The 26,197-nt window shown below is 61.5% G+C and carries 24 protein-coding genes; 15 read left to right on the top strand and 9 right to left on the bottom strand.

Features of this window, described 5'->3' with window-relative positions:
- Nucleotides 1-81: 81 nt before the first annotated feature.
- From glpX to ROSMUCSMR3_RS04725, 3 genes are all read right to left on the bottom strand, one after another.
- Nucleotides 82-1,047 carry a class II fructose-bisphosphatase gene (gene glpX / locus ROSMUCSMR3_RS04735; protein ID WP_008280445.1) on the bottom strand — a complete coding sequence of 322 codons (966 nt, stop codon included), beginning with the start codon at nucleotides 1,045-1,047 and terminating at the stop codon, nucleotides 82-84.
- 79 nt (nucleotides 1,048-1,126) lie between these two features.
- On the bottom strand, nucleotides 1,127-2,413 hold the full coding sequence (locus ROSMUCSMR3_RS04730; RefSeq protein ID WP_008280444.1) for a homoserine dehydrogenase: 1,287 nt from the start codon (nucleotides 2,411-2,413) through the stop codon (nucleotides 1,127-1,129).
- A gap of 96 nt (nucleotides 2,414-2,509) precedes the next feature.
- Nucleotides 2,510-2,815, bottom strand: a complete 306-nt coding sequence (locus tag ROSMUCSMR3_RS04725; RefSeq protein ID WP_008280443.1) for a hypothetical protein — start codon at nucleotides 2,813-2,815, stop codon at nucleotides 2,510-2,512.
- 108 nt (nucleotides 2,816-2,923) lie between these two features.
- Between ROSMUCSMR3_RS04725 and ROSMUCSMR3_RS04720 the strand changes: the two genes are divergently transcribed.
- Entirely contained in the window at nucleotides 2,924-3,511 is a 588-nt protein-coding gene (locus ROSMUCSMR3_RS04720) for a TetR family transcriptional regulator (RefSeq protein WP_081508551.1), read from the top strand.
- Nucleotides 3,512-3,731: 220 nt separating this feature from the next.
- On the opposite strand, the gene ROSMUCSMR3_RS04715 is transcribed toward ROSMUCSMR3_RS04720, so the two are convergent.
- A complete protein-coding gene (locus tag ROSMUCSMR3_RS04715) occupies nucleotides 3,732-4,634 on the bottom strand; it encodes a pirin family protein (protein ID WP_081506606.1) in 903 nt (300 codons plus the stop codon).
- Nucleotides 4,635-4,789: 155 nt separating this feature from the next.
- Here ROSMUCSMR3_RS04715 and ROSMUCSMR3_RS04710 point away from each other — a divergent pair, with 155 nt between their 5' ends.
- Nucleotides 4,790-5,269 (top strand): hypothetical protein, encoded by a 480-nt coding sequence (locus ROSMUCSMR3_RS04710; protein WP_008280440.1) that lies wholly within the window; start codon nucleotides 4,790-4,792, stop codon nucleotides 5,267-5,269.
- Here the strand turns inward: ROSMUCSMR3_RS04710 and ROSMUCSMR3_RS04705 are convergent.
- From ROSMUCSMR3_RS04705 to ROSMUCSMR3_RS04695, 3 genes are read right to left on the bottom strand one after another with little or no spacing between them, the layout of a single operon-like run.
- On the bottom strand, nucleotides 5,266-5,853 hold the full coding sequence (locus tag ROSMUCSMR3_RS04705) for a TadE/TadG family type IV pilus assembly protein (RefSeq protein WP_008280439.1): 588 nt from the start codon (nucleotides 5,851-5,853) through the stop codon (nucleotides 5,266-5,268). The genes ROSMUCSMR3_RS04710 and ROSMUCSMR3_RS04705 overlap by 4 nt on opposite strands.
- On the bottom strand, nucleotides 5,853-6,389 hold the full coding sequence (locus ROSMUCSMR3_RS04700; RefSeq protein WP_008280437.1) for a TadE/TadG family type IV pilus assembly protein: 537 nt from the start codon (nucleotides 6,387-6,389) through the stop codon (nucleotides 5,853-5,855). Before ROSMUCSMR3_RS04700 ends, ROSMUCSMR3_RS04705 begins: the two co-directional genes overlap by 1 nt.
- Complete coding sequence (locus tag ROSMUCSMR3_RS04695) at nucleotides 6,386-8,185, bottom strand: Tad domain-containing protein (RefSeq protein WP_081506605.1); 1,800 nt, start codon at nucleotides 8,183-8,185, stop codon at nucleotides 6,386-6,388. The genes ROSMUCSMR3_RS04700 and ROSMUCSMR3_RS04695 overlap by 4 nt, the downstream gene beginning before the upstream one ends.
- A 315-nt stretch (nucleotides 8,186-8,500) precedes the next feature.
- Between ROSMUCSMR3_RS04695 and ROSMUCSMR3_RS04690 the strand changes: the two genes are divergently transcribed.
- From ROSMUCSMR3_RS04690 to ROSMUCSMR3_RS04640, 11 genes are all read left to right on the top strand, one after another.
- Complete coding sequence (locus tag ROSMUCSMR3_RS04690; protein WP_008280435.1) at nucleotides 8,501-9,931, top strand: Glu/Leu/Phe/Val family dehydrogenase; 1,431 nt, start codon at nucleotides 8,501-8,503, stop codon at nucleotides 9,929-9,931.
- A gap of 132 nt (nucleotides 9,932-10,063) precedes the next feature.
- Nucleotides 10,064-11,317, top strand: coding sequence for a sarcosine oxidase subunit beta family protein (locus ROSMUCSMR3_RS04685; RefSeq protein WP_008280434.1), 1,254 nt, complete (start codon nucleotides 10,064-10,066; stop codon nucleotides 11,315-11,317).
- A gap of 57 nt (nucleotides 11,318-11,374) precedes the next feature.
- A complete protein-coding gene (locus ROSMUCSMR3_RS04680) occupies nucleotides 11,375-11,632 on the top strand; it encodes a sarcosine oxidase subunit delta (RefSeq protein WP_008280433.1) in 258 nt (85 codons plus the stop codon).
- Complete coding sequence (locus ROSMUCSMR3_RS04675; protein ID WP_081506604.1) at nucleotides 11,629-14,559, top strand: sarcosine oxidase subunit alpha family protein; 2,931 nt, start codon at nucleotides 11,629-11,631, stop codon at nucleotides 14,557-14,559. The genes ROSMUCSMR3_RS04680 and ROSMUCSMR3_RS04675 overlap by 4 nt, the downstream gene beginning before the upstream one ends.
- Nucleotides 14,552-15,109, top strand: coding sequence for a sarcosine oxidase subunit gamma (locus ROSMUCSMR3_RS04670; protein WP_081506603.1), 558 nt, complete (start codon nucleotides 14,552-14,554; stop codon nucleotides 15,107-15,109). Before ROSMUCSMR3_RS04675 ends, ROSMUCSMR3_RS04670 begins: the two co-directional genes overlap by 8 nt.
- 60 nt (nucleotides 15,110-15,169) lie before the next feature.
- The gene (locus ROSMUCSMR3_RS04665; protein WP_008280430.1) at nucleotides 15,170-15,457 is read left to right on the top strand and encodes a hypothetical protein; all 288 of its coding nucleotides are present in this window, start codon (nucleotides 15,170-15,172) and stop codon (nucleotides 15,455-15,457) included.
- A 47-nt stretch (nucleotides 15,458-15,504) separates the two neighbouring features.
- On the top strand, nucleotides 15,505-17,454 hold the full coding sequence (dnaG, locus tag ROSMUCSMR3_RS04660) for a DNA primase (protein WP_081506602.1): 1,950 nt from the start codon (nucleotides 15,505-15,507) through the stop codon (nucleotides 17,452-17,454).
- A gap of 118 nt (nucleotides 17,455-17,572) precedes the next feature.
- Nucleotides 17,573-19,558, top strand: a complete 1,986-nt coding sequence (gene rpoD, locus ROSMUCSMR3_RS04655) for an RNA polymerase sigma factor RpoD (protein ID WP_008280428.1) — start codon at nucleotides 17,573-17,575, stop codon at nucleotides 19,556-19,558.
- An 85-nt stretch (nucleotides 19,559-19,643) separates the two neighbouring features.
- Nucleotides 19,644-19,922: an HlyU family transcriptional regulator gene (locus tag ROSMUCSMR3_RS04650; protein WP_008280427.1), complete on the top strand. Its 279-nt coding sequence runs from the start codon at nucleotides 19,644-19,646 to the stop codon at nucleotides 19,920-19,922.
- Nucleotides 19,923-20,259: 337 nt separating this feature from the next.
- Complete coding sequence (gene fabB, locus ROSMUCSMR3_RS04645; protein WP_008280426.1) at nucleotides 20,260-21,489, top strand: beta-ketoacyl-ACP synthase I; 1,230 nt, start codon at nucleotides 20,260-20,262, stop codon at nucleotides 21,487-21,489.
- Nucleotides 21,490-21,495: 6 nt separating this feature from the next.
- A complete protein-coding gene (locus ROSMUCSMR3_RS04640; RefSeq protein ID WP_081506601.1) occupies nucleotides 21,496-22,287 on the top strand; it encodes an enoyl-ACP reductase FabI in 792 nt (263 codons plus the stop codon).
- A 41-nt stretch (nucleotides 22,288-22,328) separates the two neighbouring features.
- Here ROSMUCSMR3_RS04640 and ROSMUCSMR3_RS04635 read toward each other — a convergent pair whose 3' ends face one another.
- Nucleotides 22,329-23,120, bottom strand: a complete 792-nt coding sequence (locus ROSMUCSMR3_RS04635) for a calcium-binding protein (RefSeq protein ID WP_008280424.1) — start codon at nucleotides 23,118-23,120, stop codon at nucleotides 22,329-22,331.
- 164 nt (nucleotides 23,121-23,284) lie between these two features.
- On the opposite strand from ROSMUCSMR3_RS04635, the gene ROSMUCSMR3_RS04630 reads away from it, so the two are divergent.
- Entirely contained in the window at nucleotides 23,285-23,596 is a 312-nt protein-coding gene (locus ROSMUCSMR3_RS04630) for a hypothetical protein (RefSeq protein WP_081506600.1), read from the top strand.
- 65 nt (nucleotides 23,597-23,661) lie between these two features.
- Here the strand turns inward: ROSMUCSMR3_RS04630 and ROSMUCSMR3_RS04625 are convergent, their stop codons facing one another.
- Nucleotides 23,662-24,537, bottom strand: a complete 876-nt coding sequence (locus tag ROSMUCSMR3_RS04625; RefSeq protein WP_081506599.1) for a glycosyltransferase family 2 protein — start codon at nucleotides 24,535-24,537, stop codon at nucleotides 23,662-23,664.
- A gap of 114 nt (nucleotides 24,538-24,651) precedes the next feature.
- On the opposite strand from ROSMUCSMR3_RS04625, the gene miaB reads away from it, so the two are divergent.
- Nucleotides 24,652-25,974 (top strand): tRNA (N6-isopentenyl adenosine(37)-C2)-methylthiotransferase MiaB, encoded by a 1,323-nt coding sequence (gene miaB, locus ROSMUCSMR3_RS04620; RefSeq protein WP_081506598.1) that lies wholly within the window; start codon nucleotides 24,652-24,654, stop codon nucleotides 25,972-25,974.
- The last annotated feature ends 223 nt before the right edge of the window (nucleotides 25,975-26,197 follow it).

The raw sequence follows: 26,197 nt of genomic DNA, 5'->3' as shown, positions 1-26,197 counted from the left end.
CCTCATCTGGCCCAAAATACCTCGGGGGAGTCCCGGACTTGGTCCGGGACGGGGGCAGCGCCCCCTTCCCCTGTGCCGCGCTTAGTCCCGCTTGCTGCGATAGGTCATGCGCCGCACGGATCCCGTGCGCGAGCGCATCAGCAGGGTTTCCGTTTCGACATAGCCGGGGCGGCGTTTGACGCCCGACAGGATCGAGCCGTCGGTGACGCCGGTGGCTGCAAAGATCACGTCTGATGTCACCATCTCGTCGCGCGAATAGATGCGGTCGAAATCGGTGATCCCGGCCTTGGCGGCGCGGGCGCGTTCATCTTCGTTGCGGAACACAAGGCGTCCCCACATCTGCCCGCCCATGCATTTGAGCGCAGAGGCCGCGAGCACGCCTTCGGGTGCGCCGCCGGTGCCCATATACATATCAATGCCGGTGCGGTCAGCCTCGGCGCAATGGATCACGCCTGCGACATCGCCATCGGGGATCAGAAACACGGCAGCGCCGGTGCTGCGCAATTCGTCGATCATTTCCTGATGGCGGGGCCGTTCCAGCACGCAAACAGTGATTTCGGAGGGGCGGCAGCCACGCGCGGCGGCCAGCGCCTCGACGCGCTCCCGTGGGCTCATGGCGAGGGAGACGACATTCTCAGGATATCCCGGCCCAATGGCCAGCTTGTCCATATAGGTGTCGGGCGCATGCAGAAGCGTGCCGCGCGGGGCCATGGCGATGACGGTCAGGGCATTGGGCATGGCCTTGGCGGTCAGGGTGGTGCCTTCGAGCGGATCAAGGGCGATATCGACGCCGGGGCCGTCGCCGGTGCCCACTTCCTCGCCGATGAAAAGCATCGGGGCCTCGTCGCGCTCGCCCTCGCCGATGACCACGACACCCTTGATGGCAAGGATGTTGAGCTGTTCGCGCATGGCGTTCACGGCGGCCTGATCGGCAGCCTTTTCATCGCCGCGTCCGATCAGGTCGGCGCAGGCGAGGGCGGCCTGTTCGGCCACGCGCGCGAGGCCGAGCGAAAGCATGCGATCGTTGAAAGCGGTATCGGAGGTCATGGGATGGTCCTTGTAAATCAGGTCAAATCAGCATTAGCGCCGCGCGCTCTGGCGCACAAGTCTGGCGGGCGGGGCTATGTCAGACGGTTTCGATGCGCAGTGCGACCGGCTCTCCGTGGAGAACATCAAGACGGCTGATGCCGGTCAGGGCCGTGTCGAGCGCGTCGCGCGTCGTCTTGTGGGTGACGATCAGCACGGGCGCTGTGGTGGCATCGTGGCGATACTGGCGCATCCGGTCGATGGAGATGCCGGCCTCGCCCAGAAGGGTCGCAACCTTCGCCAAGGCGCCCGGTTTGTCGATCAGCGACATGCGCATGTAATAGGGGGCGGGGGTGGCGCTGGTCGCGGTCTGGCACTGCGCAAGGCTGGCGGCGGGTTGGCCAAAGGTGGGCAGGCGGGCGCCGCGCGCGATGTCCATCACATCGCCCATCACCGCGCTCGCCGTGGGGCCCATGCCTGCACCGGGACCGCGCAGCACGATCTGCTCGACATTGTCGCCTTCCAGCACAACCATATTGGTGCCGCCTTCAAGCTGTCCAAGCGGGCTGGTATCGGGCACGAGGCAGGGCGACATGCGCTGTTCAAGGCCGCGCCCTGTCATCTGGGCCACGCCCAGCAGTTTGATGCGATAGCCCATATCGGCGGCGTGGCGGATATCCTCGATGGTGATCTTTTCGATCCCCTCCAGCGTGACACCGTCGAAATTCACCTGACAGCCAAAGGCGATGGACGCGAGCAGCGCAAGCTTGTGACCGGCGTCGATGCCGCCCACGTCGAGTGTCGGATCTGCCTCGAGATAGCCCAGTTTGGCGGCCTCGTCGAAGACTTGGGCATAGGGCAGGCCTGCCGATTGCATGCGGGTCAGGATATAGTTGCAGGTGCCGTTCATCACGCCCATGACGCGGGTGATGTCATTGCCTGCCAGACCTTCGGTCAGCGCCTTGATGACAGGGATGCCACCGGCGACAGCCGCCTCGAACCGGATCACGCGGCCTGCGGCCTCTGCGGCCACTGCCAGTGCCTGACCGTGGAGGGCGAGCATGGCCTTGTTGGCGGTTACGATATCCTTGCCAGCAGCAATCGCCGCCTCGGTTGCGGCCTTGGCCGGACCGTCAGAGCCGCCCATCAGTTCGACAAACACATCCACATCGGCACGTTTGGCCAAAGCGACGGGATCGTCTTCCCATGCGTAATCGCTAAGGGTGACGCCACGATCCTTGTCCCTTGTGCGGGCTGAGACAGCGGTGATCACCACGGGGCGGCCTGCGCGGGCGGCCAAAAGATTGGCCTTTTGCCGGATGATCCGCACGACACCCGTGCCAACCGTGCCCAATCCGGCGATGCCAAGGCGCAGGGGTGTGTTCATGGGGTTCTCCGATTGTCACTGTTCAGGGATTTTGCCGCGATGTAGCGGGTTCGGTGGTCCCTTGCAACGCGGCTTGCAGGGGATGGACGTTGGTTTTCACTCGCGCACGCCGGTTTGCAGGCGCTCTTGCGTGCCGGGATCGACCACGCCACCCTTGAGCCGCGCCGCACGGGCGCGCAACCCGGCGCTGCGCTGATCGAGATTGTCGGCGGTGTCGGGCGTGATCTGAGGTGTGGTTGCCTTGGCGCGGATGTTTTCGGCCGGGATCAGATCGGGATAGGCCGCATCCCGTGTGCGTTTATCGACAGAGCGGTCGAGTGGCAGGATATCGCTGCATCCCGTCACGAGGCCGGTGATCAGGATCAAAAGGGGCAAGCGCAGAGCCATGAGGGCCGGTGTCATCGGGGCCGGTGTCCTTTGTGCCGGAGGGTGTGCTTGTCTTGCCATTCTTTGGGGGCAAAGGGCAAGCCGGGCTTTGATTTGAACGCGTGTTCAGTTAAACCCGATGTCATGGCACGAACCCAAGGCTCTCATTCCGATATTACAGGCCCGCGTGTGCGCGAGGCGGCGTTGCGGCTTTTTGCGCGGCATGGCTATGCGGCGGTCTCGATGCGGCAGATCGCAGCGGCGGTGGGGGTGCAGGCGGGCGCGCTCTATAATTACACGCCTGACAAGCAGACGCTGCTGTTTGATCTGATGCGCGGGCATATGGAAGAGTTGTTGGCCGCTTGGGATCGGGCGGAGCCTCAGGGCGATGCGATGGCGGCGCTGGAGGCGTTCACGCGGTTTCACATTCGTTTCAACACCAGCCGGGCGGATGCGGTCTTTGTGTCCTATATGGAATTGCGCAACCTTGAGCCTGCGAATTTTGCGGTGATCGAGGGGCTGCGGCGGGATTATGAGACGCGGCTTGAAGCGGTGTTGCGGCATGGGGCGGAGGCGGGCACGATGGTTGTTGCCGAGCCACGGATCGCCAGCATGGCGTTGATTGCGATGCTGACCGGGGTCAACACCTGGTATCGCGCGCAGGGGCGTCTGTCGCTGGCAGACGTGGAGGCGGTTTACTGGGATATGGTGCGGCGGTCGGTGGAAGGGTGAGGGGCAAAATTGGCCTTCGGGAGCCTTTTGCGAGAGATGAGCAGAGAGAGGACGTTTGCCCTAAACGTTGAGCCGCGCGGATCGCTGGGCCGCGGGACGGCCCAGCGATCCGCGCCTTGCTCCGCGCGGCGGCGCGTTCAGCACCTTGTTCCGCGCGGATGTTGGTTGATGCCCGGCAACAGGCCAGTCGCGCTCTTAAATCCCTGCCTGCCCCGCTGCTTCACTTGATGAAACTGCCCTCTCGCAATTCTCGCATCGCTTGACGCAACTCGTCCTTGGTGTTCATCACGATCGGGCCGTGCCACGCGACCGGTTCTTGGATCGGTGCACCGGAAATGAGCAGGAACCGCACGCCTTTTTCGCCTGCCTGCACCGTCACGCTATCGCCGCTGCCAAAACGGATCAACGTACGGTCGCCAGAGAAGTCGCGGATGTGGATCTCTTGACCGGCAACTTCCTTTTCCAGCAAGACTCCGGTGGGTTTTGAGGCATCGGCAAAGGCACCGGCCCCCTCGAACACATAGGCAAAGCTGCGCCGGTACGTGTCGACCGGAAAGGTCTTTTTCACTCCTGCAGGGACCGAGATATCGAGGTATTGCGGATCGGCGGCAATGCCGTCCACAGGGCCGCGCCGCCCCCAGAACTCCCCCACGATCACGCGCACACGCGTGCCGTCATCGTCGATGATCTCGGGTATGTGCGCCGATTGCACGTCTTGGTAGCGGGGGGCGGTCATCTTTTGTGCGGCGGGCAGGTTGGCCCAGAGTTGAAAGCCGTGCATCTGACCCTGCGCGTTGCCGCGCGGCATTTCCTGATGCAGGATGCCCGATCCGGCAGTCATCCATTGCACATCGCCTGCGCCCAAGCTGCCCTGATTGCCCAAGCTGTCGCCATGCGCGACCTCGCCTGCAAGGACGTAGGTGATCGTTTCGATGCCGCGATGCGGATGCCAGGGAAAGCCCGCCGTATAGCGTGCGGGATCGTCATTGCGGAAGTCGTCGAACAAAAGGAACGGGTCAAGTTCGGTTGGGTCCTGAAAGCCGAACGCGCGGTGAAGGTCTACGCCGGCCCCCTCGCGTGTGGGAATGGCCTGACGTTGTTCCAAAACGGGTCTGATGGACATGGTAAATCTCCTTTGAGACAGCATATAGGCAGCGTAGGCGCTGGTGAAATGATGCTGTCTGTTCATGGCTGAACGGCACCTGTGCGTTTTGCGCGGTGCCCCTCTCGCCATGGGGGGCGATCCGGGGTAAAGGCAGGCGCAAAGGGAGAGATCGCATGCAGGATGAAGAGGTTTTGGCGGCATTAGGGGCGTCGGCGGGGCGGCGGATTCTGGGTGTCGGTTCGGTTGCGGGCCTGGGGCTGACGCTGCTTTATCTGGCACTTGTCCAATCCCCGAGCCTTGGCTGGCAGGTGTTCATGGTCGGGTTCGGAGGCACGTGCGTTTTTCTGGCCGAGCGGATGTGGCGGGCGACGGCGCAATGGCTGGTGCTGACGCGCGACGGATTGCGCGACAACACGGGCCGGATGATCGCGCCAGCGGCACAGATTAGATCGGTGGATCGGGGCGTGTTTGCGTTCAAGCCGTCAAACGGCTTTCGCATCCTGCTGACGGAAAAAGCCCCGGCTGTCTGGCAACCGGGGCTTTGGTGGCGTGTTGGGCGCAGTGTTGGCGTGGGCGGAGTAACCGCTGGCACGCCAGCCAAGTACATGGCCGAGCAGATTCAAGAGTTGATCACCCGGCAGTCGCAGGATTAGGCGGCAGTACAGACACCCTCGAAGCACAGTTGCGACGCAAAGCGCAGCGGCACGAACATCCGTGTTTTGATATTGGTGCCATCGGTGAACCCGGTGGAGAAGACCGGGTCATAATCCGAGGATGTCTCGACCAAGATGATTTCCTGGCCATTCAGCATTTGCGGCAGCGTCGCATGGGCGTTGCGCACATCATCCGCGCTCAGAGGGTTGAGATCGCCCGAGCCGCGCACTTCGGACCAGCGCAGTTCGAACTCGTCAATGTTGTTGGTGGCGTCGACGTGGTAGCGAACCACGGTGACACGCACCTGATTGTTCCCGTCATCATTGGTCATGATGTCGAACAGGACTTTGACGTTGTCGATATAGGCCTCGTTCACCTCAGAGGTTTCGCGCGAGAGCATGTCGGCAACTGTGTAGGTCGCCTTTTCTCGGACGCTCTGATAGCGGAACATGTCGAAATATTCGTAGCTGAAGGTGAGCCCCATGAACAGGAAGGGGAACATCACGACCGTTTCCATGGCGGCGGTTCCGGTTTCTTGTTTCCAAAACCGGCGCAGCAGTTTGAGAGCAGGGCGCAGGGTCATCAGATTGGCTCCTGAACAAAGGCAGTCGTGGCGACGAGGGACGCTTGGCTGTCACCGTCTGGGACAAGGCGGCTTCCGAGCATCCCCGCAGGAAACAGCGGCCGGAACTTGAGGCAGGCGCGCAAGAGCATGAGCGCGTTTTGTTGGCCGGGCACGAATTCGCGCACCGGCTTGGCGGGCTCTGCCTGATCCGTGCAATCGGCCTCTGCATCCAGCCCATTGAAGTTGCGGATATCTGCGGGGCGCATTTCCAGGCGCAGGTTGTTTTCGCAATCGTTGATCATGATCGCGTTGGTGCAGATGATCTGTTTGATGTCATCATGCTGCGGTGCCGTTCCGGTGCCTAGGCGCACCTCGCGCACCGCCATATCCAGCCCGCGCTCGAGCAAGGTGGCGCGCATGGTCACAAACCCCATTTCGATCGAAAAGATCATGATGCCGATGAAGAACGGGGCCACCAGAACGAATTCGAGCGAAGCGGTGCCGGTATCGTCCTGCCGGAAACGGCGCAGGAAGTTTTTGAACACGCGGGTCATTGGGTCAACCTCAACTGTTTCACATTCGCCGCGATGGCGCTGAAGGCACTGGCAATATTGACGGTTGTCGCATTGTAGTGATGATTGACCGACGAGGCGCATTTCTTGATCTTGTCGGCCCCCGTTGGCTGATTGCCCATCTCAAAGGCGATGGTATAGATCACGATACCTTCGGATTTGGCCTCGCGGCAGATGTCGTCGAGACGTTCATCTTTCTTCGAGCGGTTAATCGGATTGTTTAGGAAGTTGTTCCACGGTCCCCAGTTGCCAGTCGTGTTGCCATAAAAGCGCGGCGACATGAGGCCCCAAGCGGTTTCCCAGCTCAGACGCTCGCTGGAAATGAAGCCGGGCAGGGTGTTGGAGTTGTAGTTGTTAAAGGTGGACCACGTTACGGAACCGCCATCGGTGACGTTGTACATGCGGCTGTCCGAGGGGCGGCGCAGGAAATAAGCCACCTGTTCCTCGCCTGTCGGCTCATAGATGCATGTATAGCCGCTGTAGCTGCAGTATTGCTGATACTCTGACCCATACCAACGGCGATTGTCATAGTTCCGCTGGAGGTAAAGGAACTGCATTTGCTCGTATGTCAGCTTGAACAGATCCGAGTTCGCCCCGCGATAGGTGCTGCTGAAGCTATACGAATTGTCATTCGCCCCGTCGCCCATGAGCACGATCACCTTGAGCGTTTCGCTTTCGTTGAAGACGGCGGGCATGTCGCTGAGCGCGGGTTCAACCAAGGAATAGGTCAGGATGGTGCCGTCATCCTGAGGCACCTGGATCGGTTGCTGGAGGCTTGTGACAACGGGCTGGAAGGCCGGGTCCAGCAAAGCTGCGGCCCATTTCACGCCTTCGTCGTTCGAGGTACTGCCGCCCGCCTGTAGCCCATTGATCTTGTCGTGCAGCGCTGTTTTGGTGGTGGCGTAGGGCAGGATGTTGAAATAATCCTGCGTATAGCACGTCTGGTTATAGGTATCGAGGAAGTCGCCCAGTGGTGTTGTCGTGAGATCGCCAAAGGTTACGCCCTCGCGGGAGGTATAGATCAGCTGATTATAGGCTGTGTTCGGATCAATCGTGGTGTCGGTGAAATGCGAGTCATTCAACTCTAGGCACGATGAATACTTGTGAGTTTCGTTGACGGTCAGCGCCTCGTAGATTTCCTTGGACGGGGTCACGCCCCAGCTGAACGGGACCACTGAGATCACCGCATCATTCGGTTCTGTGCTGTCGAGAATGGAGTCGACAAATTCGATGGCGGCGGGTTTCAATGCGTCGATACGAGCGCCAATCATGGAGCCCGAGACGTCGAGCGCCATGGCGATTTCCAGCTTGGGGATCGTCACCTCTGCGGTAGAGTTGCCCGCTGAGGTCAGCGTGTCCACCCCGGCAAGGCGCATCAGGTAGGTGTCAAGCGTCTGGGTCGCCCGTGCCGTGACCTTGGACGAGTTGAGACGAATGTCGATATCGCCGGCTTCCTGCGCCGCGAGATAGTCGGACTGACCTGATTTGGCGAAGTAATCCTCGATCACGGCCCTGGCCGTGGCGTTGTTGACCGCTGTGGCCCCAGCCAGAACGGCCCGATCCAGCGTAGCCTGAAGGCTGGCACGCGCCATTTCCTGACGCATCATATCAATGCCGATACCGCCCATGACGAGGAACATAACGAAAATCGCAAATGCGAGTACCGTTACGGTGCCCTCTTCATCCTTGGCGAACCGTTCCGCATATTCTGCTGCGCGCGTCGTCTCGCGCAAGTTCGACCGTGCCCCCCGACCCGACGTCTTGCCATTCCAAAGCATGTAAACACCTCATTGTGACGGAGCATTTCCCCAACCCCGCACTGCACCATCTGGCTTTATCCTTATTCTCTATGGCTGAATTGTGGCGGGTTTCGGACGAAAATGCAGAAGTTAATCAATCAAAATCAACAATGTAAAAGCTGGCGCTCGATTGTATGATCTTTGGCGACAAACACCCAAGGTGGCCCGAATCCGCCAAGGGGCGCGCTGGCGGCGGGTAGACAAACGGCTTTCATCGGGTAGCATACGACTGCACCGGGGCTGCGCGCTACTTGGGCCAGTCGACAGAGCCGGGCTGCAACAGGGAGAGGACGAATGAACGCCAGCAAGGAACCGAGCTTTCGCGAAAGTGTGGATCTGATGTTCAATCGCGCGGTGGCGCTGATGGATCTGCCGCCGGGGCTCGAGGAAAAGATCCGCGTTTGCAATGCCACCTATACCGTGCGCTTTGGCGTGCGTTTGCGCGGACAAATCCACACCTTTACCGGCTATCGCAGCGTTCATTCCGAACATATGGAACCGGTCAAGGGCGGGATCCGCTATGCCATGGGCGTCAATCAGGACGAGGTCGAGGCCTTGGCCGCGCTGATGACCTATAAATGCGCGCTGGTAGAGGCCCCGTTTGGCGGCTCCAAGGGGGGATTGCGGCTTGATCCGCGCCAGTGGGAAGAGCATGAGCTGGAGTTGATCACCCGGCGCTTTGCCTATGAGCTGATCAAGCGCGACCTGATCAACCCGGCGCAAAACGTGCCTGCCCCCGACATGGGCACGGGCGAGCGCGAGATGGCATGGATCGCGGATCAATATAAGCGCATGAATACCACGGACATCAATTACCGCGCCTGCGTGACCGGCAAGCCGATCAATGCGGGCGGGATTCAGGGCCGGGTCGAGGCGACGGGGCGGGGTGTGCAATATGCGCTGCACGAATTCTTTCGCCATCCCGAGGATATCGCGGCGGCGAAGCTGTCGGGCACGCTGGATGGCAAGCGGGTGGTCGTGCAGGGGCTTGGCAATGTGGGCTATCACGCGGCCAAGTTTCTGAGCGAAGAGGATGGTTGTCTGATCACCGGGATCATCGAGCGTGATGGTGCTTTGGTTGATGCGAAGGGGCTGAATGTCGAAGCGGTGCGCAACTGGATCGCGCGGCATGGCGGTGTGGAGGGCTATCCCGAGGGGCAATTTGTCAAGGAGGGTGCCAAGGTTCTGGAACAGGCCTGTGACATTCTGATCCCCGCAGCGATGGAAGGGGTGATCAACCTGAGCAATGCCGCACAGATCAAGGCATCCCTGATCATCGAGGCGGCGAATGGGCCGATCACGGCGGGGGCCGATGACATCCTGCGCCAGAAAGGCACGGTCATTATTCCGGATATGTACGCCAATGCAGGCGGTGTCACGGTGTCTTATTTCGAATGGGTCAAGAACCTGAGCCATATCCGCTTTGGCCGGATCGGGCGGCGACAGGAGGAAGCGCGGCATCAACTCTTGGTGACGGAATTGCAGCGGCTCAACCGGGGGCTGGGGGATGCTTGGGAAATGTCGCCCGATTTCAAGCAGAAATACCTCAAGGGTGCGGGCGAGTTGGAACTGGTGCGCTCGGGTCTCGATGACACGATGCGCACCGCGTATCAGTCGATGCGCGAGGTCTGGCACAGTCGTCAGGACGTGACAGACCTGCGCACGGCGGCCTATCTCGTGTCGATCGCCAAGGTCGCGGCGAGCTATCGCGCGATGGGGCTCTGACACGCTCGGGTCGCGCATGGGCCTGAAAATGGCGGGAAAGATGGCAGAGCTTCGGCTCTGCCATTGCTATTGATGGGTGAAGTTGGTTCAGTCGCGCCAGATTGGCGCAGAAAATGGCGCAAGGGGAGTGGCATGCGGTTTTCCGGCCTGCGGGTTTTGAAGGAAGGGCTGACCGGCAACAAGGGCTGGCAGGCGCATTGGCGCGATGCGACGCCCAAACCCGCGTATGACGTGGTGATCATCGGCGGCGGGGGGCATGGTCTGGCGACCGCCTATTATCTGGCCAAGCGGCATGGCATCACCAATGTGGCGGTGCTGGAAAAGGGCTATCTGGGCGGCGGCAGCGTGGGGCGCAACACCACCATCGTGCGCGCCAATTATTTCCTGCCGGGCAATTCGGAGTTCTACAGCCATTCCCTCAAGCTGTGGGAGGGTCTGGAGGAGGACCTGAATTACAACGTGATGCACAGCCAGCGCGGGCAGATCGTGCTGTTTCACTCGGACGGGCAGCGCGACGCCATTGCCCGGCGCGGCAATGCGATGATCAATCAGGGCGATGATGCCGAATTGCTGAGCGTGGCGCAGCTGAAACGCATGGTGCCTTATCTCGATTATGATCAGGCGCGGTTTCCGATCCATGGCGGCCTGTTGCAGCGGCGCGCAGGCACGGCACGCCATGATGCGGTGGCCTGGGGCTATGCACGGGGGGCCAGCACGCGGGGCGTGGACCTTATCCAGAATTGTGAAGTGACGGGCATTGACATCGAGAATGGTCAGGTGCGCGGCGTGCAGACGACACGCGGGGCTATTCGTGCCAAAAAGCTGGCGATTGTGGTGGCTGGACGATCCAGCCAAGTGGCGGCAATGGCGGGGATGCGCCTGCCCATCGAGAGCCATGTTCTTCAGGCCTTTGTCACAGAAGGGTTAAAGCCCTGCATCGACCATGTCATCAGCTTTGGCATGGGACATTTCTATATCAGCCAATCCGACAAGGGGGGGCTGGTCTTTGGCGGGGATCTGGACATGTATGCCTCTTACGCCGCGCGGGGCAATCTGCCGATTGTCGAGCATGTGATGGAGGCGGGCATGACCTTGATGCCGATGATCGGCAATGCAAGCCTGCTGCGCAGTTGGGGCGGGATCATGGATATGTCGCCCGATGGTTCACCCATCATTGATCACGCGGGGATCGAGGGGCTCTATCTCAATTGTGGGTGGTGCTATGGCGGGTTCAAGGCGGTTCCCGGTTCGGGGGATGCGATGGCGCATCTTATCGCAACCGACCGCCCACATCCGGCGGCTACCGGATTCAGGCTGGACCGGTTCCGCACGGGCCGGGGGCTGATGGACGAAGAAGGCACCGGGGCGCAGCACAACCTGCATTGAGCAGCGCAGAGAGGGCGAAATCTTGAGTATTCTTGGAACGATGAAAGCGCGCGCGAAATGAGGCTGGGCTGTCCGATCTGTGGCGAGCGGGATCGTCGCGAATTCTATTATCAAGGTGCCGCGCTCGTGCGCCCGGAGGGTGAAGTCTGGAGCCCGGAGTGGGACGATTACATTCACAATCGCGACAATCCGGCGGGTGTGACGCGCGATCTGTGGCAGCATGAGCAGGGGTGCGGGGCCTGGCTGATCGTGACGCGCGACACGGTTTCGCATGCGGTGCTTGGCGTGGCGTTAGCGGCGGAGTTGGGCGCATGAGGATCGAGGACAAGGGCCTGATCGACCGCTCGCGCCGGGTGCAATTTCAATTCGACGGGCACCGCTATGAAGGGTTCGCGGGGGATACGTTGGCCTCGGCGCTTTTGGCCAACGGGGTGCGGATGGTGGCGCGGTCCTTCAAGTATCACCGCCCGCGCGGGGTGATGACCGCTGGCAGCGAAGAGCCCAATGCCCTTGTGACGGTTGGGCGGGGGGCGGCACAAAGGCCCAATTTGCGGGCGACCACGGTCGAGTTGCATGAGGGTCTGGAGGCGCGTAGCCAGAACCGTTGGCCGACGCTGGGGCTGGATGTGCTGGCCGCCAACGATCTTTTTGCGCCGTTCCTTGGGGCGGGGTTCTATTACAAGACGTTCATGTGGCCGCGTCCGTTTTGGGAGCGGGTTTATGAGCCTGTGATCCGCCGTGCGGCGGGGCTTGGCGCGTTGTCGGGGGATGCGGCAGAAGACAGTTATGAGCGCGCCTACGCCCATTGTGACGTTCTGGTGATCGGCGGCGGTCCTGCGGGCCTGATGGCGGCGCGGGTGGCGGCAGAGGCGGGGGCGGATGTGATCCTTGCCGAAGAGGACACGCGGCTTGGTGGGCGTCTCTTGGCCGAGACGGAAGAGGTTGACGGGCTGCCCGCTGTGGATTGGGTAGAAGAGATCGCGGCAGAACTTGCGGCCATGCCCAATGTGCGGATCATGACGCGCACGGCGGTTACCGGCGTGTATGATGGCGGCACCTATGGCGCGCTTGAGCGGTTGGCGCCTGATCTGGCCACTCGGCCCCATGCGCCCAAGGGGTGTTTTTGGCGGATCGTGGCGCGGCGCGCGGTGTTGGCGGCGGGCGCATTGGAACGGGCCATTGCCTTTCCCAACAATGACCGGCCCGGCGTGATGATGGCAGGGGCGGTGCGTGCCTATGTCAACCGCTGGGGCGTGGCACCGGGACAGAGCACGGTGGTCTTTGGCAACAATGACAGCGCGCATCGCACCGTCTCTGATTTGCAGGCGGCGGGGGTGCATGTGGCGGCATTGATCGACGCGCGGCCCTATGCGCGCTCTGCTCTGGACGTGCCGTTTTATCCCGGCGCGCAGGTCTGTGGCACGAGCGGGCGGCGTGGGCTTGAGGCGGTGACGATTTCCACGCAGCGGGGTGAGGACCGGATCGCTGCGGATTGTCTTGCGATTTCGGGCGGGTGGAACCCGACGGTGCATCTGGCCTGTCACATGGGCGCGCGGCCCGAGTGGGACGTGGCCCGACAGGCGTTTCTGCCGCCTGCGAATGCCGTGCCGGGGCTGTGTGCGGCGGGGGCGGCAGCGGGGGCGTTTTCCACCCGCGCCTGTCTGGAGAGCGGATTGGCTGAGGGGGCGCGCGCCGCGCAGGATCTTGGATTGCGCGTGCCGGATCTGGCCGCACCCATGGCAGGTGACGCGGCCTATGACATCTTTCCGCTCTGGCATGTGCCGGGAAAGGGGCGTGCCTGGCTTGATTTCCAGAATGATGTGACGGTCAAGGATGTGGTGCAGGCAGCGGCCGAAAATTTCCGCTCGGTCGAGCATATGAAGCGCTACACGACGCAGGGTATGGCCCCCGATCAGGGCAAAAACTCGAATGTGGCGGCTCTGGCGGTGCTGGCCGAGGCGACGGGGCGCGCTATTGCCGAGACTGGCACCACCACCTTTCGTCCGCCCTATGTGCCGGTTCCGATCGCGGCCCTGGGGGCAGGGGGGAAGGGCAAAGGCTTTGCCCCCGAACGGCGCACCACATCGCATGCCGAAAGCGTGGCGCGCAATGCGCCGATGATCGAGGCGGGGCTCTGGTATCGGCCCAGCTATTTCCCGCAGAAAGGCGAGAATACCTGGCGGCAGTCCTGCGACCGCGAAGTGGCGATGGTGCGCAGCGCGGTCGGGATCTGCGATGTGTCCACCCTAGGCAAGATCGACGTGCAAGGCGCTGATGCGGCACGGTTTCTTGATTTCGTCTATACCAACATGTTTTCGACGCTGAAGGTGGGCCGTGTGCGTTATGGTCTCATGCTGCGCGAGGATGGGCATGTGATGGACGACGGCACCTGTGCGCGCATGGCAGAGACCCATTTCGTGATGACCACCACGACGGCTGCGGCGGGGCAGGTGATGCGGCATCTGGAATTCGTCTCGCAGGTTTTGCGGCCTGACTGGGATGTGCGCCTTGTTTCCGTGACAGAGCAATGGGCGCAATTCGCGGTGGCCGGGCCAAAATCGCGCGCCCTGCTGAATGGCATGCTGGACGCGCCGATTGACGAGGCGGGGTTTCCCTATATGGCCTGTGGGACGGCGCGGATTGGTGGGGTCGCGGCGCGGCTGTTTCGGATCTCGTTCTCGGGGGAGCATGCCTATGAAATCGCGGTGCCTGCGCGCTATGGGGCGGCGCTCTTTGCGGCCTTGGTGGCGCGCGCCGAAGAGATGGGCGGCGGGGCTTACGGGCTGGAGGCGCTTAATGTGTTGCGGATCGAGAAGGGGTTCATCACCCATGCTGAAATCCATGGCCGCGTCACCGCCTATGACATCGGGATGCAGGGGATGATGAGCGCCAAGAAGGATTTCATCGGCAAGGCGGCGGCCGCACGCCCCGGTCTGGTCAAGGCTGATCGAGAGCGGATGGTGGGATTGAAGCCGGTGGGCGCGGTCAAGGAATTGCTGGCCGGCGCGCATATGTTTGACGAGGGGGCCGAAGCAGTTCGCGCGCAGGATCAGGGCTATGTCACGAGCGCGTGCTACTCGCCCACGTTGGGGCATGTGATCGGCATCGGGTTTCTGCAGCGCGGACCAGAGCGGATGGGCGACCGGGTGCGCGTGGTGGACCATTTGCGCAAGTCCGAGACGATCTGCGAAGTGACGCCCCTTGTGGCGTTTGATCCAGAAGGAGGGCGGTTGCGTGGCTGACTTCAAGGTTCAGACCCCCTGCGCGGGGCTTTTGCCGGTGTCGGTGGGCGATCTGAGCCTGACCGAGATGGGGCCGGTGCGGATGACATCGCTGGCACCCTACCGGGGCTGCGTGGCGGCGCTGTCTGCGGCGATGCAGGCGGCGCATGGTGTCGCTTGGCCGGAACCGGGGCGTATGACAGGGGATACGCAGGCGCGCGCCCTGTGGTTTGGGCGCGACATGGCGCTTTTGATCGGTCCGGAGCCTGAGGCCGGTTTGGCGGCGCATGCGGCGCTGACGGATCAGTCGGATGGCTGGGCGGTCGTGCAGTTGGAGGGGCGGCGGGCGGCCGAGGTTCTGGCGCGGCTCTGCCCGCTTGATCTGCGCGATGCAGTCTTTGCGCCGGGCCATACGGCGCGCACGGATGTGGCGCATATGGCCGGGTCGATCAGCCGGTTGGGGCCACAGCTTTGGCAGATTATGGTGTTCCGCTCGATGGCGGCGACACTGGTGCATGAGGCGGAAATCGCCATGCGTCGGGTCGCGGCGCGACAAAATTCCCCCATCTGAGGCGCTGACAGGGCCGAGAAACTGGCTTATGAGAGCGGGGTCTGAAAGAGAGGATCGCCAATGCGCCTGATGCTGAGTGCCGCCCTAAGCCTGATGCCTGCTATGGCCATGGCCGAAAACCCGATCTGTGCGCCCACGGGTGAAATCGTGGCGAGCGCCGTTGACGCGCGCAAAGCGGGTGAGGATGCCCCCGCTACGATCACCACGATCACAGCCGAAATGACGGGTGATATGGCCGTCTACGCGCCTGCGGTGCAGCCTTTGGTCGATTGGGTCTATTCGCTGGACGAAGCGCAATTGGCCGAGGATGTGGCGGGCAGCTATGTCACGCAATGCGAGGCACAGTAACACCTCTGACCTCTGGACTCTGAGCGGCGCGCGCCCAATATAGGGGCATGAGCCTGCCCCCCGGATTTTTAGACGAGTTGCAAAACCGCCTGTCGCTCTCCCATGTGGTTGGGCGCAAAGTGACGTGGGACAATCGCAAGTCAAATCCAGGCAAGGGCGATATGTGGGCACCTTGCCCGTTCCACCAAGAAAAAACCGCGTCTTTTCATGTGGATGACCGCAAGGGGTTTTACTATTGCTTTGGCTGTCACGCCAAGGGCAATGCGATTGCCTTTGTCCGTGAGACCGAGAATGTCGATTTCATGGAAGCGGTGAAAATCCTTGCGGCAGAGGCGGGTATGCCGATGCCCGAGCGCGATCCGCAGGCGCAGGCCAAGGCGGATCGGCGCGGGCAGTTGATCGAGGTGATGGAGCAGGCGGTCAAATTTTTTGGCCTGCACCTGCGCAGCGGGGCCGGGGCGGCGGCGCGTGACTATCTCAAGGGTCGCAAGCTGGCTGAGGCGACGCAGGCGCAATTCGACATAGGCTTTGCGCCCGATGGCTGGCAGGGGCTGTGGGAGCATCTGACGGGCAAGGGCGTGCCGCCTGACATGATCCTTGCCTGCGGTTTGGCCAAGGAAAGCCAGAAGGGTGGCAAGCCCTATGACACATTTCGCAACCGGATCATGTTTCCCATTCGCGATGCGCGCGGGCGCTGCATTGCCTTTGGCGGGCGGGCAATGGACCCAGATGACCCGGCCAAGTATCTGAATTCGCCGGAAACCGAGCTTTTTGACAAATCTCATACGCTCTACAATCACGGGCCTGCGCGGGAGGCATCGGGCAAGGGCCAAACGCTGATCGTGGCCGAGGGCTATATGGATGTGATCGCCCTTGTGGCGGCGGGATTTGGTGCGGCGGTGGCCCCCTTGGGCACGGCTGTGACCGAGCATCAGTTGCAGCTTATGTGGCGGATCAGCCCAGAGCCGGTGATTGCTCTTGATGGCGATACGGCGGGGCTGCGCGCGGCCTACCGGGTGATTGATCTGGCGCTTCCGCTTTTGCAGGCGGGCAAATCGCTGCGGTTTGCGTTGATGCCCGAGGGCAAAGACCCGGACGATCTCTTGCGGTCCGAGGGGGCGGGCGCGGTGCAGGGGCGGATTGATGCGGCGCTGCCGATGGTGCAGCTTTTGTGGCAGCGCGAGACCGAAGGGCGCGATTATGACAGCCCCGAGCGTAGGGCGGCGCTCGACAAGGTGCTGCGTGAAAAGATCATGTTGATTCGCGACCCGTCGATTCGCAGCCATTACGGGCAGGCGATCAAGGACCTGCGGTGGCAGCTGTTCAATCCGCGCCGGAGCACCGGTTTTACGCCCCGTGCCCGTGGCGGCAAATGGCCACCGCCGGAACCGGCGCGGGCGGCGACCAAATCCTCGCTCTTGGTGGCTGCGGGCGGGGATGGCACGGTGCATCTGCGCGAGGCGGTGGTTATTGCGACGCTCTTCTCGTGCCCGTCCGTGGCTGCGCGGTTCGAGGCAGGTCTTGAAAGGCTTGAGTGTCGAGACCCTGATTTGGCCCGGCTGCGGGACCTGATCCTGCGCCATGCGGTAAGCGGTGCCGAGGGCTTGCGCGCCCGGATTGAAGCCGAGATCGGATCGGCCCCCCTTGAAAAGCTGATGACTTTGCCCCATGTCGCGCTCATCCCGCCGGTGCGGCGCCCCGGAGATGAGGAGCTTGCCATCCTGACCCTGACCGAAGAATTTGCCAAACTGACGGCCCAACGCGGCTGGATGGCAGAGCTGTCCGAGGCGACCGAGGATATTGAGGGGCTTGTGGACGAGTCACTGACGTATCGTCTGGGGCAGGCGGCCGAGGCGCGAAATCGTGCTGTGCGCAGCCAGCAAGAGGACCGGGCGGAATATGATTTGGGCGAAAATGGCGCGCGGATCAAACGAGATGAGAAACAACAGTTCGACGCCTTGCTCGACAAGATAACCTTTTCTAAACCGGGACGATGATTGTTTTCGTAAGGAAGCGCCGAATAAATCAGGGTAGACGGGTGTGCGAATCAACAGAACACGCTATTGATTCGGGTCAACCGAATCACCCGCCCCGCCCATAGCCGAGGAGTCATTCATGGCCGCCAAAGATACCGACGACGATAAGCCAGAGGAAGCCGAAGCCGAGGTTTCGCTCGACATGAGCCAGGCGGCGGTCAAGCGGATGATCGCGGAGGCGCGGGAAAAGGGCTTTATCACCTATGACCAGCTGAACGAGGTTTTGCCCCCGGATCAGGTGTCGTCGGAACAGATCGAAGACGTGATGTCGATGCTCTCGGAAATGGGGATCAACATCATCGAGGCCGAGGATGCGGAAGAGGAAGAGGGGCGTTCGACCGCCGTTGCCGAGATCGGGCGACGGGGCGAGATCACCCTTGGCTCGGGCAAGGAAGAAAAGCTCGACCGTACAGATGACCCGGTGCGGATGTATCTGCGCGAGATGGGATCTGTCGAGCTTTTGAGCCGTGAGGGCGAGATTGCCATCGCCAAGCGGATCGAAGCCGGGCGCAACACAATGATCGCAGGTCTCTGCGAAAGCCCGCTGACCTTTCAGGCGATTACCATCTGGCGCGACGAACTTTTGGGTGAAGACATCCTGTTGCGCGATGTGATCGACCTTGAGGCCACGTTTGGCACGCAATTGGGCGACGAAGACGCCGAGCCGGTGGTGGGGGCTGCCAATGTGACCAGCGCCCCCGGCGGTATGGGGCGTGATGACAGCGAGCCTGATCTGGATGCCGATGGCAATCCGATCCATTCCGACGACGATGACGAGGACGACGAACAGGCCAATATGAGCCTTGCGGCGATGGAAGCCGCGCTCAAGCCGCGCGTTCTGGATACGCTGGACCGGATTGCGGCGGATTATGCCAAGCTGAGCGAGATGCAGGATAGCCGGATTTCGGCCACGCTGAACGAGGATGGATCGTTCAGCCGCGAGCAGGAAGCCACCTATCAGACCCTGCGCAGCGAGATTGTCGAGCTGGTTAACGAGCTGCATCTGCACAACAACCGGATCGAGGCGCTGATTGATCAGCTTTACGGCATCAACCGCCGGATCATGCAGATCGACAGTGCCATGGTCAAACTGGCCGATCAGGCGCGTATCAACCGTTCTGAATTCATTGAAGAATATCGCGGTCGCGAGCTTGATCCCAACTGGTTGGACGATATGGCCCGCAAGGCCGGGCGCGGCTGGCAGATGTTCATTGAGCGCAGCCCTGAAAAGGTAGCCGAGTTGCGCGCCGACATGGCGCAGGTGGGGCAGTATGTGGGTTTGGACATTTCCGAATTCCGCCGCATCGTGCAGCAAGTGCAGAAGGGCGAGAAAGAGGCGCGCCAAGCCAAGAAGGAAATGGTCGAAGCCAACCTGCGTCTGGTGATTTCGATTGCCAAGAAATACACCAACCGTGGCCTGCAATTCCTTGATCTTATTCAGGAAGGCAATATCGGCCTGATGAAGGCGGTGGATAAGTTCGAGTATCGCCGGGGCTATAAATTCAGCACCTATGCGACCTGGTGGATCCGTCAGGCGATCACCCGCTCGATCGCGGATCAGGCGCGCACCATCCGGATTCCGGTGCATATGATCGAGACGATCAACAAGCTGGTGCGCACGGGTCGTCAGATGCTGCACGAGATTGGCCGCGAACCAACGCCCGAGGAACTGGCCGAAAAGCTGCAAATGCCGCTGGAAAAGGTCCGCAAGGTGATGAAGATCGCCAAGGAGCCGATTTCGCTCGAGACCCCGATTGGCGACGAGGAAGACAGCCAGCTTGGTGATTTCATTGAGGATAAAAACGTTATTCTTCCGTTGGATAGCGCTATTCAGGACAACCTCAAGGAAACCACGACACGGGTTCTGTCATCGCTCACACCGCGCGAAGAGCGGGTGTTGCGGATGCGGTTTGGTATCGGCATGAACACCGATCATACGCTGGAAGAGGTGGGGCAACAGTTCTCTGTCACCCGCGAACGTATCCGGCAGATCGAAGCCAAAGCGCTGCGCAAGCTGAAGCATCCGAGCCGGAGCCGCAAGCTGCGGAGTTTTCTGGATCAATGAGCTGGGTGAAAGCCCACGTTTGAAAACAGGGGGTTATGGGGTGCGCAATGAATGCGCACCCTACGGTGCATAATCTGGAGGCCGTATGTCGATCCTGTCGCGATTGTTTGGGGGCAAGCCCAAAGCAGAGCCTGAGGCGCAGCCGGAAATTTATAAGGATTTCCGTATCTTCCCCGCGCCACAGGCGGCAGATGGGGGATACCGCGTGGCGGCGCGGATTGAAAAGGACATCGCGGGCGAGGTGAAGGTTCACCAGCTTTTGCGGGCCGATACCATTGCCAGCCTTGATGAGGCGCGGGCGTTTTGCGTGCGCAAGGCCAAGCAGGTTATCGACGAGCAGGGCGAGGCAGTTTTCCGCAAATAGGCGAATGCGCTGAATATGCGAGGCCCCGGATCAGGCCCGGATCAGGCCCTGTGCGGGCATCTGGCGCGTGTAATCTCTGTAAGGTTTGTCAGGGGATTTTGTAAGGTCGCGGCCTCGTGCTGCGTCATGTGCGATGCGCGGGCGGGCGGTTGTCGGAGGCTTAACCTTTGCGGGTGTGCGGGGCGTTAACCTATGAAGCCCGCGCTTGCATATCTGGCCGGGCTTCTGCGCAAAGGGTGACCAGTGCGCGCGGTGTTGCGCGGATCGTCCCGCTAACCGCTTGCCCCTCAAGTCACGCTGTCTTACAGAGGCTGTAACAAAGCAGAGGGAGGCACCCATGCGTCGTGTCGTCGTCACAGGTCTGGGGATCGTCTCCAGCATTGGCAACAACGCCCAAGAGGTTCTGGCATCGCTCCGAGAGGGGCGCTCGGGCATCACCGCGAATGAGGCTATGGCCGAGCATGGCTTTCGCAGCCGGGTGGCCGGGGCGATCAAGCTCGATGTGACCGAGCATGTGGACAAGCGCGCGTTGCGGTTCATGGGGGGCGGGGCGGCCTATGCGCATATCGCCATGGCGCAGGCCATTGCCGATGCGGGGCTTGAGGAAAAAGACGTGATCAACCCGCGCACCGGGGTTGTTGCGGGATCGGGCGGGCCATCGACCAGTGCCATGCTGGCGGCGCATCAGGTGGCGCTGGACACCGGATCGACCAAGCGGATCGGGCCGTTTGCTGTGCCCAAGACCATGTGTTCGACGATTTCGGCCAATCTGGCCACGTCCTACAAGATCAAGGGTCTGAACTATTCGATTACCTCGGCCTGTTCCACAAGCCTGCATTGTATCGGCCATGCTGCAGAGCAGATCATGTTCGGCAAGCAGGATGTGATGTTTGCAGGTGGTGGAGAGGAATTGGATTGGTCGCTGTCGTGCCTCTTTGATGCGATGGGCGCGATGTCGTCCAAGTACAATGACACGCCCGAGACTGCGAGCCGGGCCTTTGACGTGGGGCGCGACGGGTTCGTGATCTCGGCGGGGGGCGGTATTGTCGTCCTGGAAGAGTTGGAGCGGGCGAAGGCGCGCGGGGCCAAGATCTATGCCGAAGTGACGGGCTATGGCGCGACGTCGGACGGGGCCGATATGGTGGCACCTTCGGGCGAGGGCGGCGAACGCGCGATGCGTTTGGCGGTGGCGACACTGCCTGAGGGACGCCGCGTGAGCTATATCAACGCGCATGGCACCTCGACGCCTGTCGGCGATGTGGGCGAGGTTGAGGCGGTGCGCCGGGTCTTTGGGCAGGGCAGCACCCCGCCGATCAGTTCCACCAAGTCGATGACAGGGCATTCCCAAGGGGCCACCGGCGCGCAAGAGGCGATTTACTGCCTTTTGATGCTGGAAAACGATTTCATTGCCCCGTCGATCAATGTTGAGACGCTCGATCCGGCCCTTGATCCGGCCGAGATTGCCACGGTGCGGGTGGACAAGGCCGGACTGGATACGGTGATGACGAATTCCTTTGGTTTTGGCGGCACCAATGGCTCGATGTTGCTGAGCAAATTTCACGGGTGAGATGAGATGACGATTGCGATGCAGGGCAAGCGCGGCCTGATCATGGGGGTGGCCAATGACCGCTCTATCGCTTGGGGCATTGCACGGGCGATGCATGCGGCGGGGGCGGAGCTGGCCTTTTCCTATCAGGGCGAGAATTTCGCCAAGCGGGTGGAGCCCTTGGCGGCGAGCGTTGGCTCTGACCTGCTGCTCGATGTCGATGTGACCGATGATGCCTCGCTTGATGCGGCCTTTGGGGCGCTGGCGGCGCGGTGGCCGACGATTGATTTCGTGGTGCATGCGGTGGCTTATTCCGACAAGTCGGAATTGACCGGGCGGTTCCTGAACACCAGCCGCGCCAATTTCAAGCATTCGCTGGAAATCTCGGCCTATTCTCTTATCGAGGTGGCGCGGCGCGCCTATCCGATGATGAAGGACAACGGCGGCTGTCTGCTGACCCTGACCTATCAAGGGTCGAACAAGGTTGTGCCGAATTACAATGTGATGGGCGTGGCCAAGGCGGCGCTGGAATCGGCGACGCGCTATTTGGCGAATGATCTGGGGCCGGATGGTATCCGCGTCAACGCGATCAGCCCCGGCCCGATGAAAACGCTGGCAGGGGCCGCGATTGGCGGCGCGCGCAAGACGTTTCGCCATACCGAGCTGAATGCGCCGATGCGCGCCAATGCGACGCTCGAGGCTATTGGTGGCACGGCGGTTTATCTGGCGTCCGATGCGGGGGCCTGCACCAGCGGTGAGGTCATCCATGTTGATGGCGGCTATCACGTGCTGGGGATGCCGCAGGCCGAGAACCTCTGATCGGGGGCACGCCCCCGCCGGTGGCGGGAGCGCGCAAGACGTCACAGGATGAAATCATCCGAGTCGAGCTGTGACAGGCTGAAATTGCGCAGGGTGAGTTCATGCGCGCCGAAGTCGAGCACGACATCGCTGCCCGAGATGCGGGCGGCGCTGAGCACATCATCGAAATCGTTGAGGCCGCTGATGCCGGTGAGGTCGATCTGATCATCGCCGGGCTCAAAATCGGTGATGACATCGCGCCCGAATTTGAAGACGAAAGTATCGGCCCCCACGCCGCCGGTCATCAGGTCATTGCCGTGGCCACCGTCGATGAAATCATTGCCCTCGCCACCCGAGAGCACGTCACGGCCACCGCCGCCACGCATCACATCATTGCCTTCGCCACCAAAGAGGCGATCCGCGCCGGCCCCGGCGTTCATCACATCGTCGCCGGAACCGCCGTGCATCACGTCATTTCCGGTGCCACCGTTCATGGTGTCATTGCCTTCGCCGCCGAACATCCGGTCATTGCCGGTGCCGCCATCGAGGCGGTCGTTGCCTTCGCCTGCATCGAGCGTGTCGTCGCCATCCCCACCAAAGAGCCTGTCATCGCCGCTTTCATCGGTGAGGCGGTCATTGCCGAGACCGCCCAAAAGCGTGTCTTCGCCCTTGCCGCCCGCGATGGTGTCATTGCCTGCACCACCGTCGAGGCGGTCGCCGTCGTCATTGCCATTGATGGCGTCATTGCCCCCGCCGCCAAAGATCGTATCGTTGCCGTCAAGGCCGGTGATTTGATCCGCAAAGGCGGTGCCGACCAAGCGGTCGGCGCTGTCGGTTCCTGTCAGTCGAGCCATGGTGCTGGTCCTTTTTCAAGCGCCGCTCATGGGCGCGGTTGCGTTCCTATTCCCGGATCGCAGTGATCCGGGATGTCAGGTGAACGCTGGGCTGCGGGGTTTATTCCCGGGTCTGGCCGAATTCTTGCCACAGTCTTGCCATGTGGATTTGGAAGGTAGCGGGCATGACACACATCCGCCATTTTGCCGATCCCGCCGAAAGCAAAACCGCCGCCCGTGCGCGCCGCGCGCGGCGCTGGACATGGGTGGCAGGGGTCTCCTTGGGGGTTTGTGGGCTGTTGGCGATATGGCAAGAGCGGGCGCTGGCACCGGGGGTGCATGACGGGATGCAGCGTCTGGTGGCGCAGGCGCAGGGCGTGATGGACGGCAACGAGGCCGTTCGTGCCCTGCTGGCCGGTGTGGATGGCGGCGTGGACGTGGCCAAGGATGCCGGGCTTGCGCCGATCACCGCGCTGTTGCTGAGGGCGACAGAGTAAAGCGTTCTGGCGGATCGTTGAATGACCAGAACGCTTTGGCTAGGTGCGTTCGCTTTCAGCCGTGCTTAGAACCACTGTCCCGGTTCCATCAGCCCCAGATCGAGCAATTGCCGCGAATGCCATTCGAACGGGATGGAGTTGCGCCATTTGAAGCTGTGGATGTCAAAGGTCGAGCCGGGGTTGCGCTTGAGCGCCTTGGCGGTGCGAAAGGACACGATGGCGCTGGTAAGGTTGTGGTGCCACGGGCAGGCGTAGGTGTTGTATTCCTCGTCCGAGAAGGTGTGATCCTCGCGCAAGCTTAGTTCCGGTTTGGCGCGGAAAATCGCGATGCGGTCGATCTTGCGGCGTTTGGCGGGGATGTGTTCTTCGTAGCGCCACCGCAGGCCGCCGTAGAAATCGAGCTGCCGTTCTCTGGGGTGGTTGTGGTTCTCGGGGTCGGGACGGGCGAGGGCGTAATAGCCGGATTTGTCCATATGCGCGGCCTCAAGGGACACGGCATCGGGATAGCGATCCAGATCGCCGGCGTAGAGGTCGATCACATAGGTCAGCATCGCATCGCGGCGTTCTTCGGTGTGAAAGGCCAGCATTTCACCCACGGTGCGGGTCTCGCAGAAGGGGTAGAACAGGTATTCGGCGTTGTAGCAGTAATACATCCAAAGGCCGGGGGCGGCGGCGATGACCGCATTCACGGCCTCGGTCAGGCTATCGCCGGAGGACAGATCATGGCGAATCCGGCTGAGGCCGGGTGCCTCTGCCACGTCGCGGGCCAAGGCGAAATTGTCGGGGGCAAAGAGCAGCACGGCGGCAAAGCCGGTGTCGAGATGGTGACGCAAGGTGGAGTTGAGTTCGCTTTCATCCTCGGCAAAGACCATGGCGATGGGCCCCTTGGCCAGCGCCTTGCCGGGGTTGGCGAGAAAGGTCTTGAGATCGGGGGCGGTCATGCGCGGCTTTACCCTTGGTTTTGGATGCAGAATCCGCCAAACGCAGAGGCATTGCAAGTGCCCTCTCCCCTGATGTAGTCAGACATCTTGAACCCAAGGGCGGAGGCCGGGCGCATGGCGGATGTGAAAAAGCTCTATATCAAGACCTATGGCTGTCAGATGAATGTCTATGACAGCGAGCGTATGGCCGAGGCCATGGGCGGGTCTGGGTATGTCGAGACGCAAGATCCGGCTGAGGCCGATATGATCCTGCTCAACACCTGTCATATCCGCGAAAAGGCTGCGGAAAAGGTCTATTCCGAACTGGGGCGGATGAAGCAACTCAAGCTGGACAAGCCCGATTTGAAGATCGGGGTAACGGGCTGCGTCGCACAGGCCGAGGGTGAAGAGATCATGCGCCGTCAGCCGCTGGTCGATCTGGTGGTGGGGCCGCAGAGCTATCACCGTCTGCCCGAGATGGAGGCACGGGTGCGCGCGGGGGAAAAGGCGCTCGATACCGAGTTTCCGATTGAGGATAAGTTTGACACGTTGCGGCACCGGCCAAAGGCGCGGCGCGGGCCGACGGCGTTTTTGACGGTGCAGGAAGGTTGCGACAAGTTCTGCGCGTTTTGCGTGGTGCCGTATACGCGCGGGGCCGAGGTAAGCCGCCCGGCGGGCCGCGTGCTGGAGGAGGCGCGCGACCTGGTCGAGCGCGGCGTGCGCGAGATCACGCTTTTGGGTCAGAACGTCAATGCCTATCACGGGGCCGGTGAGGGGGGCGATTGGGGCCTTGCGCGGCTTGTCTGGGCCTTGAGCGAGATTGACGGGCTGGAGCGTATCCGGTTCACGACAAGCCATCCCAATGACATGGATGATGATCTGATTGCCGCGCATGGGGAGTGCGCGAAGCTGATGCCCTATCTGCATTTGCCGGTACAATCCGGGTCTGACCGTATCCTTAAGCGGATGAACCGCAGCCATACCGCCGAAAGCTATCTGCGGCTGATCGAGCGCATCCGCGCGGCGCGGCCGGATATCCTGTTGTCGGGGGATTTCATCGTCGGGTTTCCCGAGGAAACGGATGCCGATTTTCAGGCGACGATGGAGTTGATCGAGGCGGTCAACTATGGGTCTGCGTTTTCGTTCAAATATTCCACCCGTCCCGGCACGCCCGCTGCCGAGCGTCCGCAGGTGCCCGAAGAGGTCAAGACCGAGAGGCTCTATCGTTTGCAAGAGCTCATCACGCGTCAGCAGCGCGCCGCACAAGATGCGATGGTCGGGCGTAGGGTTGGGGTGCTCTTTGAAAAGGCGGGGCGGATGCCGGGGCAAATGGTGGGCAAGTCGGATCATTTGCATGCGGTGCATGTCACGGGGGATGTCGCGATTGGCGATCTGCGTCAGGTCGAGATCATCGAGAGCGGCCCCAATTCATTGGCTGGGCGTTTGCTGTCCTCTTGATTCTTAGGCGATTTTCGTATGCTTTGGGTGAATTGTGGCCAGAGCGTGGCATTGTTTCCTTAAGGGACACAATATGTGGTGAAATTTGCTTCACTTTAAGCGAAGACTTGATACTATTTGACATGATTAAGTGGTTGGGGGCCTTTCTTTCGGCTTCTATCCGGGGGGCAATAAAAGGACTGGGGTCGTGACGAAAAGGATTTCGAATACGCTTCACGCGGTC

This window comes from Roseovarius mucosus, from assembly GCF_002080415.1.
GTDB lineage: Bacteria > Pseudomonadota > Alphaproteobacteria > Rhodobacterales > Rhodobacteraceae > Roseovarius > Roseovarius mucosus_A.
The sequence above is the reverse complement of the archived record's forward strand: the minus strand, read 5'-3'. Positions and strand labels throughout refer to the sequence as shown.